The organism is Mesorhizobium sp. M0119, from assembly GCF_040322615.1.
In the GTDB taxonomy this organism is placed as follows: Bacteria; Pseudomonadota; Alphaproteobacteria; order Rhizobiales; family Rhizobiaceae; genus Mesorhizobium.
Genome location: NZ_JAMYTU010000015.1, coordinates 38,573 through 54,872, shown reverse-complemented (window position 1 = coordinate 54,872; position 16,300 = coordinate 38,573). Strand labels below are relative to the sequence as shown.

The 16,300-nt window shown below is 66.3% G+C and carries 15 protein-coding genes and 1 tRNA gene; 3 read left to right on the top strand and 13 right to left on the bottom strand.

The features are described 5' to 3' along the window. The first annotated feature begins 57 nt into the window (after positions 1-57). Together NKJ40_RS16325 and NKJ40_RS16320 are read left to right on the top strand one after the other, a co-directional pair. Positions 58-963, top strand: a complete 906-nt coding sequence (locus NKJ40_RS16325) for a PhzF family phenazine biosynthesis protein (protein WP_352466889.1) — start codon at positions 58-60, stop codon at positions 961-963. Between the two features lie 105 nt (positions 964-1,068). After that, a tRNA-Lys gene (locus NKJ40_RS16320) sits at positions 1,069-1,144 on the top strand. Between the two features lie 77 nt (positions 1,145-1,221). Here NKJ40_RS16320 and NKJ40_RS16315 read toward each other — a convergent pair. The 8 genes from NKJ40_RS16315 to cbiE are packed head-to-tail and all read right to left on the bottom strand — an operon-like array spanning position 1,222 to position 8,274. Next, entirely contained in the window at positions 1,222-1,962 is a 741-nt protein-coding gene (locus NKJ40_RS16315) for a hypothetical protein (RefSeq protein ID WP_352466888.1), read from the bottom strand. A 26-nt stretch (positions 1,963-1,988) separates the two neighbouring features. Continuing rightward, positions 1,989-2,999 (bottom strand): nicotinate-nucleotide--dimethylbenzimidazole phosphoribosyltransferase, encoded by a 1,011-nt coding sequence (cobT, locus tag NKJ40_RS16310; protein ID WP_352466887.1) that lies wholly within the window; start codon positions 2,997-2,999, stop codon positions 1,989-1,991. A 24-nt stretch (positions 3,000-3,023) separates the two neighbouring features. Beyond that, on the bottom strand, positions 3,024-3,785 hold the full coding sequence (locus NKJ40_RS16305) for an adenosylcobinamide-GDP ribazoletransferase (protein WP_352466886.1): 762 nt from the start codon (positions 3,783-3,785) through the stop codon (positions 3,024-3,026). Continuing rightward, positions 3,782-5,095, bottom strand: a complete 1,314-nt coding sequence (locus tag NKJ40_RS16300) for a cobyrinic acid a,c-diamide synthase CobB (protein WP_352466885.1) — start codon at positions 5,093-5,095, stop codon at positions 3,782-3,784. The genes NKJ40_RS16305 and NKJ40_RS16300 overlap by 4 nt, the downstream gene beginning before the upstream one ends. Continuing rightward, entirely contained in the window at positions 5,092-5,898 is an 807-nt protein-coding gene (gene cobA, locus NKJ40_RS16295; RefSeq protein WP_352466884.1) for a uroporphyrinogen-III C-methyltransferase, read from the bottom strand. Before cobA ends, NKJ40_RS16300 begins: the two co-directional genes overlap by 4 nt. Then, positions 5,895-6,659, bottom strand: coding sequence for a precorrin-4 C(11)-methyltransferase (gene cobM / locus NKJ40_RS16290; protein ID WP_352466883.1), 765 nt, complete (start codon positions 6,657-6,659; stop codon positions 5,895-5,897). Before cobM ends, cobA begins: the two co-directional genes overlap by 4 nt. Then, a complete protein-coding gene (locus NKJ40_RS16285) occupies positions 6,656-7,036 on the bottom strand; it encodes a cobalamin biosynthesis protein (RefSeq protein ID WP_352466882.1) in 381 nt (126 codons plus the stop codon). Before NKJ40_RS16285 ends, cobM begins: the two co-directional genes overlap by 4 nt. Next, positions 7,033-8,274 (bottom strand): precorrin-6y C5,15-methyltransferase (decarboxylating) subunit CbiE, encoded by a 1,242-nt coding sequence (gene cbiE, locus NKJ40_RS16280; RefSeq protein ID WP_352466881.1) that lies wholly within the window; start codon positions 8,272-8,274, stop codon positions 7,033-7,035. The genes NKJ40_RS16285 and cbiE overlap by 4 nt, the downstream gene beginning before the upstream one ends. A gap of 1 nt (position 8,275) precedes the next feature. On the opposite strand from cbiE, the gene NKJ40_RS16275 reads away from it, so the two are divergent. Then, positions 8,276-9,058: a cobalt-precorrin-6A reductase gene (locus NKJ40_RS16275; RefSeq protein ID WP_352466880.1), complete on the top strand. Its 783-nt coding sequence runs from the start codon at positions 8,276-8,278 to the stop codon at positions 9,056-9,058. Here the strand turns inward: NKJ40_RS16275 and NKJ40_RS16270 are convergent. From NKJ40_RS16270 to cobN, 5 genes are read right to left on the bottom strand one after another with little or no spacing between them, the layout of a single operon-like run. After that, positions 9,022-9,786, bottom strand: coding sequence for a precorrin-3B C(17)-methyltransferase (locus NKJ40_RS16270; RefSeq protein ID WP_352466879.1), 765 nt, complete (start codon positions 9,784-9,786; stop codon positions 9,022-9,024). The genes NKJ40_RS16275 and NKJ40_RS16270 overlap by 37 nt on opposite strands. Then, positions 9,783-10,541, bottom strand: a complete 759-nt coding sequence (locus NKJ40_RS16265) for a precorrin-2 C(20)-methyltransferase (protein ID WP_352466878.1) — start codon at positions 10,539-10,541, stop codon at positions 9,783-9,785. Before NKJ40_RS16265 ends, NKJ40_RS16270 begins: the two co-directional genes overlap by 4 nt. Then, positions 10,538-11,185, bottom strand: a complete 648-nt coding sequence (locus NKJ40_RS16260; protein WP_502903720.1) for a precorrin-8X methylmutase — start codon at positions 11,183-11,185, stop codon at positions 10,538-10,540. The genes NKJ40_RS16265 and NKJ40_RS16260 overlap by 4 nt, the downstream gene beginning before the upstream one ends. After that, positions 11,182-12,648: a precorrin-3B synthase gene (gene cobG / locus NKJ40_RS16255; RefSeq protein ID WP_352466876.1), complete on the bottom strand. Its 1,467-nt coding sequence runs from the start codon at positions 12,646-12,648 to the stop codon at positions 11,182-11,184. The genes NKJ40_RS16260 and cobG overlap by 4 nt, the downstream gene beginning before the upstream one ends. Next, a complete protein-coding gene (cobN, locus tag NKJ40_RS16250; RefSeq protein WP_352466875.1) occupies positions 12,645-16,283 on the bottom strand; it encodes a cobaltochelatase subunit CobN in 3,639 nt (1,212 codons plus the stop codon). The genes cobG and cobN overlap by 4 nt, the downstream gene beginning before the upstream one ends. Positions 16,284-16,300 lie beyond the last annotated feature (17 nt).

Sequence of the window (16,300 nt, the reverse complement as noted above, 5' to 3'; positions counted from 1 at the left end):
TTCAAAATTCAAATTAAATTTCGCTCATGTTGGGAATGAGGCAGAGGACTTACTGAGATGCAGCCGCGGAATTACTTGCTTTACGACGTATTCACCGCCAACCGGCTGGCCGGCAATCCGCTGGCCGTGGTGCTCGACTGTGACGGGCTGGACGTTGCGGCGATGCAGGCGGTGGCGCGCGAGTTCAACCTGTCCGAAACCGTCTTCGTGCTGCCGCCGGACAATCCGAAGCACCGGGCCCGCATCCGTATCTTCACGCCCGACTATGAAATGCCGTTCGCCGGCCACCCAACCGTCGGCTCGGCGATAGCGCTCGCCGAATTGGCGGGAGAGGCCGCCGGCATCTTCGTGCTGGAGGAGAATATCGGCCCGGTGCGCTGCGCTGTCAGCAAGCACGATGGTTCGACCTTTGCCGAGTTCGACCTGGCGAAACTGCCGGCGCAGCTGGAATTGTCGGCCGATCCCGAGGCGATCGGCGCCGCACTTGGCCTCGGACCGCACGAGATCGGCTTCGAGAACCACCGCGTTTCATTCTGGTCGGCTGGAGTGCCTTACGTGACCATCCCCGTCGCCAATCTGGAGGCGGCTGCCCGGATCAGGCTGGATAACCAGGCGTGGTCGGAGCTCGCACCACGCAAAAGCGAATGGGCCTTCGCCAGCCCCTACATCTATTGCCGCGAGACGGTGCACCACGACAGTGCCTTCCATGTCCGCATGATGGTGCCCGGTAATCCGTCCTACGAAGACCCGGCGACCGGCTCAGCGGCGGCCGCGTTCGCTGGCGCGATCATGCATTTCGACCGCCCGACCGACGGCGTTTCACAACTGTGGATCGAGCAGGGGCTGGAGATGGGCCGGCCGTCGCGCATTCGCCTCGAACTGAATGTCGAAGGTGGCAAACTGACGGCCGCCCGCATCGGCGGCCATGCGATCAAGGTGGCGGAAGGCAGGCTTTTTGTTTGACGGGCGCGGCACTTCGGCAATTTGTCGGGAAATGAATCCCACCGGGCTGGACATGGCGGATGTCGGCGGCTATATGCCCGCCAACGCCGGTTTTGCCGGCCGAGTGGGTGCGTAGCTCAGTTGGTAGAGCAGCTGACTCTTAATCAGCGGGTCCACAGTTCAATCCTGTGCGCACCCACCAAAAATCTCCAGGATTTGGTGGAAAGACCCTACAGCGGGATGTTTTGCGGCCGTCCGGTGGCCGCATTCATTCGAGTGCTATTGGATGGTTGGTCGCAGATAGCTGAGGATCGCCCGCGTTATGGCGAGCACGCCGTCGACGGCTTCGAAGTTTGTCTTGCTTTTGCCAGCGATCCATTCGAGTTCAGGATGCCTGGGCAGTCGAAGTGTATGGAATAGCGCCTCGCCCGAGAGACCGCCCAGTTCAAAGAATGTAGGTTCATCGTCTGCGTAGTAAGGAAAGTGAAAATTCAGCCGGATCGGCCCACCATATCCAAGCTTGAAGGTCATTCTGACTGTAACATTGTGACCAAATCTGTCCTCAAAAATTCCGCAGAAACCAAGGTCCCTGGCATCGTAGTTATGCCATTGCCTCGCCAATCCCAAAGAACTCCATGCCTTAAGGGTATGGGCTTTCAGTTCTTTGCGATTAGGGAAAGTCGTCAATTCTGGAGTTAGATGGGTTGGCGGATCGTAATAGCCGCTTTCTGCTCGCCATTCTTCTGCGGCATTGCGAAGATCTTCAAAAATCTGGACGATTCGCGGATTCGTCGGATTCCCAGAGCGGACTGAAATCCGCCATCGAGAAATCATCTCGCACAGCTCTTCGACCGTATGGCCTGATCGCTCTGCCCAATCTTCTGTGGCCAGTATCCACGGCGAATTGTATTTCAGCCCGGCAAAAGCTCCGCTCTTGCTGTCGAAATCTCCGATAATCCGAGCAAGAATATCGCGAAGCCCCTGTTTGGGGTCTCCGAAAATCTGTGAAGGTTCGTTCATCAATGGAATCCGCGCTTAGGCCCGCATTACTTCTCCGAGACCCCAGCCTCGGCAAAACTTGCCATGCGGGCGTGGCATTCCAGTGCCGAGCGGACGATGTTGACCGCCAGGCAGGCGCCGGAGCCTTCGCCGAGACGCATGCCGAGATCGAGCAAGGGTGGCAGACCGAGCGCCTCCAAGAGGCGGCGGTGGCCGGATTCGGCTGAGACGTGAGCGGCCATGGTGTGGGCAAGGCCGGCGGGATGCAGTCCGGCCAAGGGTGCTGCGGCGGCGGTGCAGACGAAGCCGTCGAGCAATACCGGCACGCCGAGATGGCGCGCTGCCAGCGTTGCGCCCAAGATCGCCGCAAGCTCGCGCCCGCCGAGGGCTGCCGCTACCTTCAGGGGATCGGCCAGCGCCGGGGCGTGGCGCTTCAGGCCGGCCTCGATGGCGACGATCTTGCGCACGAGGCCGGCGTCGTCGACGCCGGTGCCGCGCCCAGTCCATCTTTCCGCGCCACCGCCGAACAGCGCGGTCGAGATGGCTGCCGCCGGCGTGGTGTTGCCGATACCCATTTCGCCGAAACAGACTAGGTCGAGATCCCTGCTGATCGCGTCGTAGCCTGCCGAGACGGCGGTGAGGAAGGCCTCGTCGTCCATCGCCGGCTCTTGCGTGAAGTCGCCGGTCGGACGGTCGAGGTCGAGCGGGATGACGTCCAGCTCCGCGTCGGCGATACGGGCAAGCTGGTTGATGGCGGCGCCGCCGCCGGCGAAATTCGCCACCATCTGCACGGTGACTTCCGACGGGAAGGCCGACACGCCTTGCGCGGTAACGCCGTGATTGCCGGCAAAGACGAAGACCTTGACGCGGTCGAGCTTTGGCATGTCGCGGCCCTGCCAGCGCGCCAGCCAGGCGGCTATTGTCTCCAGCCGGCCGAGGCTGCCTTGCGGCTTGGTCAGCGTGTCCTGGCGGCGGGCGACGGCATTGGCGGCGGCATCGCTGCCACTGGGCAGGTCGAGGCAGGCGGCGCGCAGTTCATCGAACGATTTGAAAGGCATGGGGACGAAATCTCCGAAACAGAGTCAGGAAAGGGAAACGGAAGCGACAAGCAGGATTGCGATCTCGCCCAGCTGCTGCAGGGCGCCGACGGTGTCGCCGGTCTGGCCGCCGATCTGGTTGAGGCACAGCGCGCGGAACGCGGTAAATAAAAGCGCAAGCAGGATGAGGGCGAAAACGGCGGCGCCGAACCCAAGCGCTAGCAGCGCGGCCGCACCGAGCACAGCACCGGCTATAGCGGTTTCGGCCGTGACTGTGCCTGCATCAACCGAGAGGCCGTCGGCGCGGGCCGGTGGCAGCAGGTGCATGAAGGCGCCGAGCAGGCCGCGCGAAGCCGCTTGCGCGGCAATGAGGGCCCAAAGGACATGAGCCGGGCCGGCGAATCCAGAGAGCACGCTCCAGCGGATCAGCAGCGAGATGCCGAGCGCGCAGGCGCCGTAGGCACCGATGCGGCTGTCGCGCATGATCTCCAATTTCCGGTCGCGCGTCTTGCCGCCGCCAAAGCCGTCCGTGACGTCCGAAAGCCCGTCTTCATGCAGGCAGCCGGTGGCAAGCAAGATTGCGGCAAGGGTCAATGCCGCAGCAGGACCCTCGGCAAGGCCGAGCCTCGTCCCGACGGCGTACACCAGCGCACCGGCCAGAGCGACGGCGAGACCGGCGACCGGTGCCGCCCAGATCGCAGCGGCAAAGCTGCGGCCACGGAAGTCGGCCCTCGGCAGCGGCAGCCGGGTGAAGAAGACGAGGCAAAGCGCGATGTCTTCGAGAATTTGCTGTTGCGACGCCTTCATGCGCCCCTCGCAATGGCATGGAAGAAGGTGCCGCTGACATTTTCGCGCCAGTAGCCAGAGGCGCCGAGCGGATTGCCTTGTCCGTCGGCGAGGTCGGCCAGCGGCTCGTCATTGCCGGTCGCAATCATCTGCGCGTAGTGGAATTCGTGGCCGCGGATCAGCGTGCCTTGGCTGCCGAGCGGACACCCGGAACGCAGCCGCGCCTCGCGGTAGCCGAGATTCATCTTGCGCTTGGCGAAGCTGGTCGAATGGCCTAGCAGGCCGAGCATCCGATGCGTCTCGCCCGAGGCGTCCTCGAGCGCCTCGCCGAGGACCATGAAGCCGCCGCACTCGCCATGCACCGGACGCGTGGCGGCGAACCTCGCCATGCCGGCCCTGAAATTCGCCGCGGCCGCGAGGCGGCCGGCATGAAGCTCGGGATAGCCGCCGGGCAGCCAACAGACATCGCTATCGTCGCCAGGCGCCTCATCGGCGAGCGGCGAGAACGGAACGATCTCGGCGCCGGCCTTGCGCCAATGCATGGCCACATGCGGATAGAGGAAGGTAAAGGCGGCGTCCTCGGCGAGTGCAATGCGCTGGCCGGGCGGCGGCAGCGCGTCGCAGAAATTGCCTGGCGCGGGTGTGAATGGCGCCGCCAGCGCCATGATGGCGTCGAGGTCGAGCGAGCGCTCGACCATGTCGGCCAGCCGGTCGAGATGCGCCATCAGATTCTCATATTCGCCGGCCTGGACGAGGCCGAGATGGCGCTCGGGCAGGTTGAGCGAGGGATCGCGCAGGATGGCGCCGACGACAGGCAGGCCGAGTGCCTCGATGGCATCGCCGCATAGCCGGCGGTGGCGCTCGCTGCCCAGCCGGTTGAGCACGATCCCCGCCATGCGTACATCCGGATCGTAGGTGGCAAAACCTTTGGCGACGGCCGCTGCCGTGGTCGACTGGCCGGAGACATCGAGCACCAGCAGCACCGGCAGGCCGTAGAGCCGGGCAAGGTCGGCAGCCGAGCCGGTTCGGCCCGGAGCAGCCGGAATGCCGTCGAACAGGCCCATGGCGCTTTCGAGGAAGATAAAATCGGCATCTTCGGTCGCTTCGCCGGCCAGCGCGTTGAGCAGGGCGGGCGGCATTGCCCAGCTGTCGAGATTGACGCCGGACAGGCCCGTGGCTGCGGTGTGGAAGCCGGGATCGATATAATCCGGGCCGGATTTGGCGCCGCGCACTTTCAGGCCGCGCCGGGCGAGCGCGCGCAAGATGCCGATTGTGACGCTGGTCTTGCCCGAGCCCGAGCGTGGCGCGCCGATGATGATGGCGCGGGTCATGGCTCACCCGCCAGCGCCGCGCGCATGCCGACGATGCCGCCGACGACGATCAGCGCCGGCGAGGTCAAGCCGGCTGCCGCCGCTTCCTCGGCAATTGTGGCGAGCGTGGCGACGACGATGCGCTCCTGCGGCGTCGTTGCGGCAACGATGACCGCGGCGGGCGTCGAAGATGGCAGGCCGCCGTCGAGCAGCGAAGCGGCGATCAGCGGCAGGTTGGCCATGCCCATGTAGATGACCACCGGCTGGCCGGTACGGGCGATGGCCGCCCAGTCGAGATCATCATCGGTGCCGGCGGCATGGCCTGTCGCCAGGATCAGCGCCTTGTTGATGCCGCGCATGGTGCCGGGAATGCCGGTCGCGGCCAGTGCGCTGAGGCCGGACGTCAGGCCAGGCAGGATACGGAACGGGATGGTTTCCCCGGCCAGCGCCAGCGCCTCTTCGCCGCCACGCCCGAATATATAGGGGTCGCCGCCCTTCAGTCGGACGACACGCCGGCCCGCGCGCGCCAGCCGGACCAGCAAGGCGGTGATGTCGTCCTGCTTCATCGAGGGCTTGCCACCGCGCTTGCCGGCATAGAACAGTTCCGCGCCCTCGGCGACGGCGACGACTTCCGGCGAGACCAGCGCGTCATAAACCAGCGCGTCGCACTGTCCGAGGGCGGCCAGCACTTCCAGCGTCAGGCAGCCGGGATCGCCGGGGCCGGCGCCGGCCAGCCAGACATGCCCGGGCTCAAGCTGGCGCGGCTTGAAATTCAGCCGGGTGAGCGCCTGCTCGACCGTAGTGTTTCTGGTGCTGCCGCTCACAATCCGTCCCGTCCGCGAAAGCGCCGCTGGTAGTGCGCGTCGTACAGTGAACTTTCGCCAAAGCCCTCCGCTGCCAGCGAGCGGCCGACGAAGATGATTGCCGTGCGTTCCATCGGATCGGCGGCCAGTTGCGCCTCGATGGTGGCCAGTGTGCCGGTCAGCACGCGCTCGTCCGGCCAGGAGGCGCGGAAGACGACCGCAACCGGGCAGTCGGCGCCGTAATGCGGCGTCAGCTCGGCGACGACGCGATCGACGGCATGGATGGCGAGGTGGATGGCGAGCGTGGCGCCGGTGCGGCCGAAGCCGGCCAGCGTTTCGCCGGGCGGCATTTTCGAGGCGCGGCCGGAGATGCGTGTCAGCACCAGGCTTTGCGCGACTTCCGGAATGGTCAGCTCGCGGCGCAGGGCGGCGGCCGCGGCGGCGAAAGACGGCACGCCCGGCGTCAGCGTGTAAGGGATGCCGTGCTTTTCCAGCCGGCGGATCTGCTCGGCAACGGCGCTCCAGACCGAAAGATCGCCGGAATGCAGGCGGGCGACATCATGGCCGGCCGCGTGGGCGGCCAGATATTCGGCCTCGATCTCGTCGAGCGACATCGGCGCCGTATCGATCAACCGCGTTCCGGGCGCGCAGTGCTGCAACAGCTCCGGCGCGACGATCGATCCGGCATAGAGGCAGACAGGACAACTGCTGAGCAGGCGGCTGCCGCGCAAGGTGATCAGGTCGGCAGCACCTGGACCGGCGCCGATGAAATGGACGGTCATGCCGCATCTCCGCTGATGGCGATGGCGCAGGTGACTGCACCGAGCACGGTGCGCGGCCCGAGCAGTTTTGCGCCTTTGCCGGCGGCGGCAAGCGCCGAGGCTTCGGAAACCGACGGCGTGCCGGCATGCTCGTGCGATAGGTCGGAGTGGCTAGTCGTAGACGCAGCTTTGAGTTCGGCCTGCTCGACAACGATTACCGGAAGGCGGAGTTCGCGTCCGGCGGCGAAGATTGCCGCTTCATCCTGCTTGAGAGACGCGGTCGCGAGGGCCGAAAGCGCGGGCAGGGCAAGCCCGTGCGCTTCCAGGGCGGTTTCTACCGCAGCAAGCACGTCGCGCGCGCTGACGCCTTTGCGGCTGCCGATGCCCGCGACCATCATGGCTTGACCCAGCTCCATTGGGTGACCGGCATAGCTGGCCGCCACGCCTGCATTGAACCGACCGGCGAAGCACGGGATACCGCGATGCGGGTGAGCTCGCCGCCGAACGCAGTCTGACGGGAAAGCAGCAGCGCCTCCATCTCCAGCGTCACCGCGTTGGCGACGAGGCGGCCGCCGACAGGTAAGGCATCGAGGGCTCTTTCCAGCACTCCGGCATCGCTGCCGCCGCCGCCGATGAAGATCGCGGCCGGCGTTTCCAGTCCGGCAAGAGCTTGCGGCGCCGAACCTTCGACGACGGCGAGACCGGGAACGCCGCAGGCCGCGGCGTTGCGTTGGATGCGCGCGGCGCGGGCCGGATCGGCCTCAACGGCGATCGCGCGCATGGAACGATGGGCCAGCATCCATTCGATACCGATGGAGCCCGATCCGGCACCGATGTCCCACAGCAGTTCGCCGCGTCTTGGCGCGAGAGCGGACAGGGTGACCGCGCGCACTTCGCGCTTGGTGATCTGGCCGTCATGCTCGAACAAATGATCGGCAAGTCCCGCTGTCAGCGGCAGGATGCGTGCTTGCGAAGTCGATTCAACTTCGATCGCGAGCACGTTGAGGGGATTGATCTTTGCGAGGTCGAAGGTGCCGGCGCTCGCCGAGCGCAGCCGTTCGTTCGGGCCGCCGAGCGCCTCCAGAACGGTCAGCCGCGAAGCGCCGAAGCCGAGCTCGGTCATAAGACGGGCAATCGCTGTTGGCGCATCGCTGTCCGAGGTCAGCGCGAGAATGCGGGTGCAAGGATGCAGCAACGGCCGGATCAGGTCGAGCGAGCGACCATGCAGCGAAATGGTCTCGACGTCCTGCAGCGCCCAGCCCAGGCGTGAGGCGGCCAGTGAGAAGGCCGAGGGTGCGGGGATCACCCGCATATCCTCCGCCGCGACCTTGCGGGCGAGGGTGACGCCGACACCGTGGTAGAAGGGATCGCCAGAGGGCAGCACGCAGACGCGCCTGCCGGAGAGCGCCAGCACGTCGCGCATCTCGGCATCGAAAGGGGTCGGCCAGACGCGGGCTTCGCCTTTGGCGAGCGACGCGACGAGGGCAAGGTGGCGCTTGCCGCCGAAAACGAATTCGGCCTCCGCGATCAACCGCTTGGCCTCGTCGCCGAGACCCGCTACACCGTCCTCGCCGATGCCGATGATCGTGAGCCACTTGGAGGTGAGCTTGACGCCGCGCGGAGCTTCAGCAGGCATGATGACCCACCGCATTCTGATCCTCGGCGGAACCACCGAAGCCCGGCAACTGGCCGGAAAGCTGGCCGCGCGCGCGGATATTTCGGTCATGCTGTCGCTGGCCGGCCGCACCCAAAATCCGGTCGCGCAGGGGGTACCGGTGCGGGTCGGCGGCTTCGGCGGTGCCGGCGGGCTGGCGGCGTATCTCCGCCAGGACCCGATCGACCTGCTGATCGACGCCACGCATCCCTATGCGGCACAAATCTCCGCCAATGCCGCGGAAGCGGCGCGCATGACCGGCGTGCCTATCGTTGCGCTCAGGCGTCCGGGCTGGGATCCAGCCGAAGGTGACCACTGGATGTTGGTCGATAGTGTTGCCAGCGCGGTGACGGCTCTGGGATCGGTGCCGCGCCGCGTGTTCCTGGCGCTCGGGCGGCAGGAGGTCGCTGCCTTCGAGGCCGCTCCCCAGCATCATTATCTCATCCGCAGTGTCGACCCGGTCGAGCCCAGGCTCGCTGTGCCCGACGCGACCTATCTCTTGGCGCGCGGGCCGTTTCATGAGGTCGATGAGCGCGCGCTGCTCGAAAGCCGTGGCATCGATGTCGTTGTTTCCAAAAACAGCGGCGGCGAGGCGACCTACGGCAAGGTCGCGGCGGCGCGAGCGCTGGGAATCAAGGTGGTCATGATCCGCAGGCCGGCGTTGCCGGACGTTATGTCGGCCGAGACCATCGAATCTCTTGCCGCGATGGTCGATCATTTTCTGGTCGGTCATGTTGTTGGGCCCGCTGCCGAACGCGGCGTGTAGACCAGCGCGGCCTTGTCACCCCGCTTGATGATCCTGGTTTCCGGCGAGCCGATGATGATGCAGGTCGCCATGTCGGCCTTCTCGGCATCGGCGTCCGCCAGCAGAAAAACCTCGATGCGCTCGTCCGGACGGCCGGCGGCGCGGCCAAAGATCACCGGCGTGGTGCCGGGTAGGATCGCCGTCAGGCATTCGAAGGCGCGGCCAAGCTGCCAGGGGCGCGCCTTGCTGATCGGATTGTAGAGCGCGATGACGAAGCCGGCGCCGGCTGCCGCCAGGAGCCGCAGCTCGATCAGGTCCCACGGCTTCAGATTGTCGGATAGCGAGATAGCGCAGAAATCATGGCCGAGCGGCGCGCCGATGCGGGCGGCGACCGCAAGCATGGCGGTGATGCCCGGCACGATAGCGATGTCGACCGCGCGCCATTCGACAGGCCCCGCCTCGATCGCCTCGCAGACGGCCGCCGCCATGGCGAAGACGCCGGGATCGCCGCCCGACACGACGGCGACATCGTGGCCTTCCGCAGCCTTCAGCAGCGCGTCCCTGGAGCGCGCGAGTTCCTCGCGATTGTCGGAAGCGACGCGAATCTGGTCGGGACGCAGATCAAGCCGGTCAAGATAAGGCTTGTAGCCGTAGAAGAATTTCGCCTCGGCAACGGCGCGGCTGGCTTCCGGCGTCACCTGGTCGGCGTTGCCTGGCCCCAGGCCGATGACGGTCAGGCGGCCGCTCATGCTTCGGCTCTCAATGCATTTGGCCGGCCCGACCAGCCGGCCACCAGCACGATGGCGAAATAGGGCGCCTGGTCGTCGTTTTTGTCGGCAAGCCGCATCGAGACGCCGCCCGGCATGGTGCCGCGCTCGACATAGATTGCCCGCGCCAGCTTGTCGGTTGCCTCCAGCGCACGCCTGATCTTGGGCAGGTTGCGTCCGACCTTCATGATCACCGCAGCGTCGGTATCGGCGAGGCGACGCGTCAGCTCGAATTCACTCATCGTGCCCGGCAGCACTGTCAGCACATCGTCGCCCTGGACGATCGGCAGGCCGGTCGCCGACCAGCAGCCGGACATGGCGGTGACGCCGGGAATGACCTCGGTCGGAAAGCGGTGCGCCAGCCGGACATGAAGATGCATGTAGGAGCCGTAGAAGAGCGGGTCGCCTTCCGAGAGCACCGCAACCATCCTGCCGGCGCTGAGGTGCTCGGCTACTTTTTCGGCCGACTCTTCGTAGAAATCCGATATCTGTGACCGGTAATCGCTGTGGTCCTTGTCGATTTCGGTCGTCACCGGATAGAGCAGCGGCAACTCAATCAAATCAGGACGAAAATGCGCCCCGACGATGGCGCGCGCATTGCTGTTGTTGCCGCGCTTGGCGAAATGCGCAACGACATCGGCCTCGGCCAGCGCACGCACTGCCTTCAGCGTCAAAAGTTCCGGGTCGCCAGGACCGGTGCCGACGCCGACCAGCAGACCTTTTGCGATCGCATTCATAGGCCCGGCCTCGCCAAAGCGTTGAGTGCGGCGGCGGTCATGGCGCTGCCGCCCAGCCGGCCGCGCACGATGGCGTAGGGCACGCCGTCGGAATTTTCGGACAGCGCATCCTTCGATTCGGCGGCACCGACAAACCCAACCGGCATGCCGATGATCGCCGCCGGCTTTGGCGCGCCGTCGCGCAGCTTTTCCAGCAGATAGAAAAGGGCTGTCGGCGCATTGCCGATGGCGACGATCGAACCGGCCATTCGCTCGCCCCACAGGTCGATCGCCGCGGCCGAGCGGGTGTTGCCGATCTTTTTCGCGATGTCGGCAGTCCGCGGATCGCGCAGCGTACAGATTACGTCGTTGCTGGCCGGAAGCCGGGCGCGCGTGACGCCATGCGAGACCATCTGCGCGTCGCAGAAGATCGGCGCGCCGGCCCCTAACGCCGTGCGCGCAGCGGCGACGAAATCGCTCGAGAAAACGAAGTGCCGCGCAGCTTCGACCTGGCCGCAGGCGTGGATCATGCGGATAGCGACGTCGGCCTCGGCTTCGGAAAAGCGCGACAGGTCGGCCTCGGCGCGGATAATGGCGAAGGAGCGCACGTAGATCGCCGTGCCATCATGGATGTAGTCGTAGGCGTTCTGGGCGGGCATGCTCATTCCTGTCGGTAGATTTCGGTGATGCCGGCCGCGCCGAGCCTTGCCAGGCAAGCGGCAGCAGTTTCGCCGGGATGTCGTGCGCTGCGGATCGCCGCTGCAATGCGGCCAATGCCGTGCGCAGCGTCGTAGCCCGGCCTGTATCCGGCGGGCAATGCCTTTGCCGTCCCGTCCACGACAAGTCCGGCTCCGTTTTCGCCGCCGACCAGGGTCAGCGCCGCCGGGCCGGGACGGGCGCAGCCCTTGGCGCAGCCGGAGATGTGCAGCGTCAGCGAGGAATCGAGGATGTCGCGGTTTTCTGTAGCGATGATCTCGGCGATGTCGCGGGTGGCGATCCAGCCGGAGGCGCAGGCGGGTGCGCCGGGGCAGGCGGCGATCCTGGTGCGCGGATCGGCTGCGTCGGTGACGAAGCCGACGGTTGCGGCGGTTTTCTGGAATGAAAGACATGCGGCTTGGGAGAGGCCGAGAAAAAGCAGCGCGCGACCCGGCGCCAGGCGGATTTCGGCGGCGCCGAGGGTGAGGGCCTCTTGCGTCAGGTCGATGAGCTTTTGCGCTGGCGTGCTGCCGAAGGGGAGGCCGATGCCGAGGGCGGTTCCGGTGGTGGCTAGGTTAAAAACTCCGATTGGCTGGCGATCCGTCGCGCCCCCCTCTGTCCTGCCGGACATCTCCCCCTCAAGGGGGGAGATTGCGCTCTGATCTCTATTTTCGGCAATCTCCGACGCTGCGGAGGAAGAGCCAACGACGAAACCGCCGATCTCCCCCCTTGAGGGGGAGATGTCCGGCAGGACAGAGGGGGGTAAAACGCGCCAGCTTGCCAGAGATCTCAGCTGTCTCTCTGTCAAATCCCGTGCATGAGCATCGCGGCCCTTTTCGGCAATCATCCTGAGAATGGCGACGGCGATGTCACGGGCCGCATCTTCCTCGGCCATAGCGAGTAGCATCGCAGTCTGACCGTCGCCGGCGACAGCCACCTGCCACTGCGTTCGCGCACCGGTCCGCATCGCAGCCAGCCTGACATCGGCCGTAACCGCATCCATGGGCAGCCGTCCGCCACCATCAATAATCACCGAAACCTTCGGGCCAAGGCGCGGCGGAAGGCCTGCTTCCTCGATCGCCGCCCGAATCCGCTCCGCCATCGGGCGCGGGTCGGCGATTTCCTCCGGGTCGAGCCCGGCCAGCGGGCCGGTCTCGACCGGCACGCCAATGCGCACCGCAATACCCAGCGCGTCGACCTCCATTGCCAGCAGCCGGGCGCTTGCCGGCGTCAGGCCACGGATCTGCAAGCTGCCGCGGGCGGTCACTTCCATGATGCCGTTGCCATGGCGCAAGGCGGATTCGCAGAGTCCGATCAACGACTTCGGCAACAGTCCTCCAGCGACCGGATTGAGCCGCACCAGCAGCCCGTCGCCGGTTTGCATCGGTGCCGATAAAGCGGGGCAGGCGCCACGGCGCGAAAAAGCGTTCATGCCGCCACCCCCAGCGCTTGCGCTTCGGCAATCAGTGCGGCGAGATCGTCATCGATCGAATTGCGCAGCGGATGCCAGAGACCGCGCCGCCGGGCCGAGAGAAAACGCTCGGCGATGACTTTTGCGGCTGAAGGGTTTTCGCGCAGGATGAAGGCGCGGACCACGGGGTCGACGAGATAGGCGTCGTGCACGGCCTCGATCAGCGTGCCTGATATGGCATGGGTAGTCTCGGCAAAGCCGACCAGCCGGTCGACCGTCTCGGCGAATTCCGAGGCGCCGCGCGGCCCGTGGCGCATCTGGCCGGCAATGAAGCGCGGATTGACGGCGCGCGCCCGCACGACCCGGGATACGGCCTCGCCAACCGAGCGCGGCTTCGGCTTTTGCGGGTCCGTGGTGTCGAGCACGATCACGTCGGCGTTTTTGCCGAGCGCGGCAAGCGCTGCCGAAAAGCCGCCGATAAAGGCGACGTCGGCCGAGCCTTCGAGGATGTCGCGGCCGGGGTCGTCGCCGGTATGAACCAGAAGGTCGGCCTCAGCGATGCGGCCCTCAAAAGCGCCGGGCGCCGAAATGCCTTCGCCCTCGGAGCCGCCATAGGCGTGCGAGGTGGCGGCGAGATAGGCGCGGCCGATCTCTTCGCGCACGGCCCAGTCGCCGCTCGACAACAAATCCTCGACACCGGCGCCGTAAGTGCCGGGCGAGGTACCGAATATGCGCGGGCTGATCTTCCCGTCTGCACGCGTCCTGGCCGCCAGCGGGTTTTCCGAATCGTCCTCGTCGCGGGTCGCCACCGCGTTGGCCGCGGCATCGATCAGCGCGATCTGGGTCGGGAACATGTCGCGGAACAGGCCTGATATGCGCCAGGTGACGTCGACGCGCGGGCGGCCGAGCGTTGCCGGCGGCAGCACCTCGATGCCGGTGATGCGGCCGGTGGCGGAATCCCATTGCGGCCGGCAGCCCATCAGCGCCAGGCCTTGCGCGATCTCCTCGCCGCCGGTGCGCAGCGAGGCCGAGCCCCAGAGGTCGATGACCAGCGAGCGCGGCCAGTCGCCATGCGATTGCATGTAGCTGCGCAAGACCTCGTCGGCGGCCGCCCTGCCGAGATCGAAGGATGTCGGCGTCGGCATGGTGCGCGGGTCGGCGGTGAACAGATTGCGGCCGGTCGGCAGCACATCGCGCCGACCCCGTGCCGGTGCACCGGCCGGACCGGCAGCGACATGCCGGCCGTCGAGGGCCGCGATGAGTGCTACTTTCTCGGCTGCCGCACTTTGCCGCCGTACCGGATCAGCCTCGCCTTCCGGCGAGCGACCGTAGATATGCAGGCCGTCCTTGATGGCGAAATCCTTGAGATCGCAGAGCCAGGCGTCGATGCGGCGCAGCGCTTCGTCGGGAGCGTCGGTTTGGGCAACCCCGGCGTCCGAGGCGAGGCCAGTTTTTTGCGCGGTTTCGACGATCAGTCTCGCCAGGCGGTCGCGGCGGCGGCGGTCGAGCCCGTCGGCCTGGGCATATTCGTCGACCAGTCGTTCAAGCCTATGCTGGTTTTCGTCAAGCCCGGCGCCGGTCAGCGGCGGCGGCAGATGGCCAAGGGTGACGGCGGCAATGCGCCGCTTGGCCTGCGCTGCCTCGCCGGGGTTGGAGACGATGAACGGATAAATGACGGGCAGGGCGCCGGTGACGATTTCGGGAAAGCAGTTTTCGCTGAGCGCGACGGTCTTGCCGGGCAGCCATTCCAGCGTGCCGTGGGCGCCGACATGGACAATTGCATGGATGCCGAGCGACTTGCGCAGCCAGAGGCCAAAGGCGATCAGCGCATGGCGCGGCGGTAGCGTCGGGTCGTGATAGTCGGCGCGGCGGTCGGCTGAGCGCCCGCGGTCAGGTGCGAGTGCCACGGTGACGTTGCCGAAGGTGGCTGCGCGGAAGGGGAATTTTGCGGCGGCAGGCGCTTGAACACCCCCCTCTGTCCTGCCGGACATCTCCCCCTCAGAGGGGGAGATTGGCAGTTCCGCTGCCGGCTCTCCCTTAACGCCCTCGGTAATTGGCGAAAGCGGAGACAACAGCGCAATCTCCCCCCTTGAGGGGGAGATGTCCGGCAGGACAGAGAGGAGTGCCTCGCGCGAACCTGTCTCATCATCCGCCTTACCCCATGCCGCCTCCACCGCAGCAATTGCTGCCGTCGACAGTTCTGCCGAAAATGCGATGTAATCGTGCAAGGCCAACCCGTCGTCTCCGCGCTCTAACCTCTCCAGCAACTCGCGCGGCGTTTGCGGAATCCCTTCAACGGCGTAGCCCTGTTCGCTGAGGTCATGCAGCATCGCCAGCACACTGGACGGCACGTCGAGGCCAACGGCATAGCCGGTGCGGCCGGGGGCGCTCGGATAGTCGGGGATCAGGATGGCGAGCTTGCGCTCCGCACGCGGCGTCCGCTGCAGGCGAACGAAGGCTTCGACACGGTTCGCCACCTGCGCGACGCGGTCGGGCTCTGGCCGGTTGGCGAAGGCGCGGAAGGCCAATGCGGGATCGGTTTCGCTTTCGCCCTTGAAGGAAATGGCGCCGGCCAGGATGCGGCCGTCGAGCTCGGGCAAGACGACATGCATGGCCAGGTCGGCGGGCGCCAGGCCGCGCTGATTGGTTTGCCAGATGTCGCGGCGGGTGGTTGCGACGATGACCTGGAACACCGGCACGCCGGCGCGGTCGAACAGGGTTTCGACGCCAGGCTCGGCACCCGAGGCGAAAGCTGTGGCGGTGATGATGGCGGCAGGCTTCAGGGTTGCGAGCGCGGTTTCGACAAAGGCGAGCGATGCCGGGTCCTTGAGGCTGGCGACGAAGATAGGAACGGGGGCGATGCCGCGGTGGCGCAGGGCTTCGAAAAGCGCATCGATGGGCGCCACGTCGGCGGCGAGCAGCATCGAGCGGTAGAACAGGATTGGCACGACGTCTCCCTCCCCCTCGAGGGGAGGGTGGCCCGAAGGGCCGGGTGGGGTCGTCGCGGCAGTGCTCGACGTTTTTTTCTGTCGGCGCGCTTCAGAGAGGACCCCACCCCCGGCCTGCGGCCGGACCCTCCCCTCAAGGGGAAGGGGGACGACACCGCGTCCCGGCTCGTAAAATCCCGCCTTTGGCACGCTGACCGGTTCGGCTACCGCCGTACCCGATCCGGCGAGACTTGCCAATCTCTGCACCAGCGCCGCCAAATTTGCCGGCCCGCCCTCGCGAAAATAGCCGAGCAAGGCGTCAAGCTCTTGGCGCGGCAGCGTCGAGCCTTCGATCAGCCGCAAATCCTCGTCGTGGCTCTCGCCCGGCAGCAGCGCCAGCTTGATACCGCGATTTCGCGCGACAACGGCAAGCTGGTCGCAGCCATAGCGCCACCAGTCATAGCCGCCGAGGATGCGGACCAGGATAACTTTGGCGTGGCGGGCGACGCTGTCGATCCACAGGTCGACGGACATCGGATGGCGCAGGTCGCGCAAGGCGGCGAGCCGCATCGACGGCAGGCGGTCCGCATCTGCCTTCCACGCCGTCGCCAGCCCGGACAGGTCGCTGTCGGTGAAGGACAGCGCCACGACATCCGCAGGCGTTTGCCTGAGATCGACAGGCTCGGCGAGATCGTCGAGCGAGGCGGATGTGGTGGTGAGGATATGCATCGCGGCTCGTACCTGGG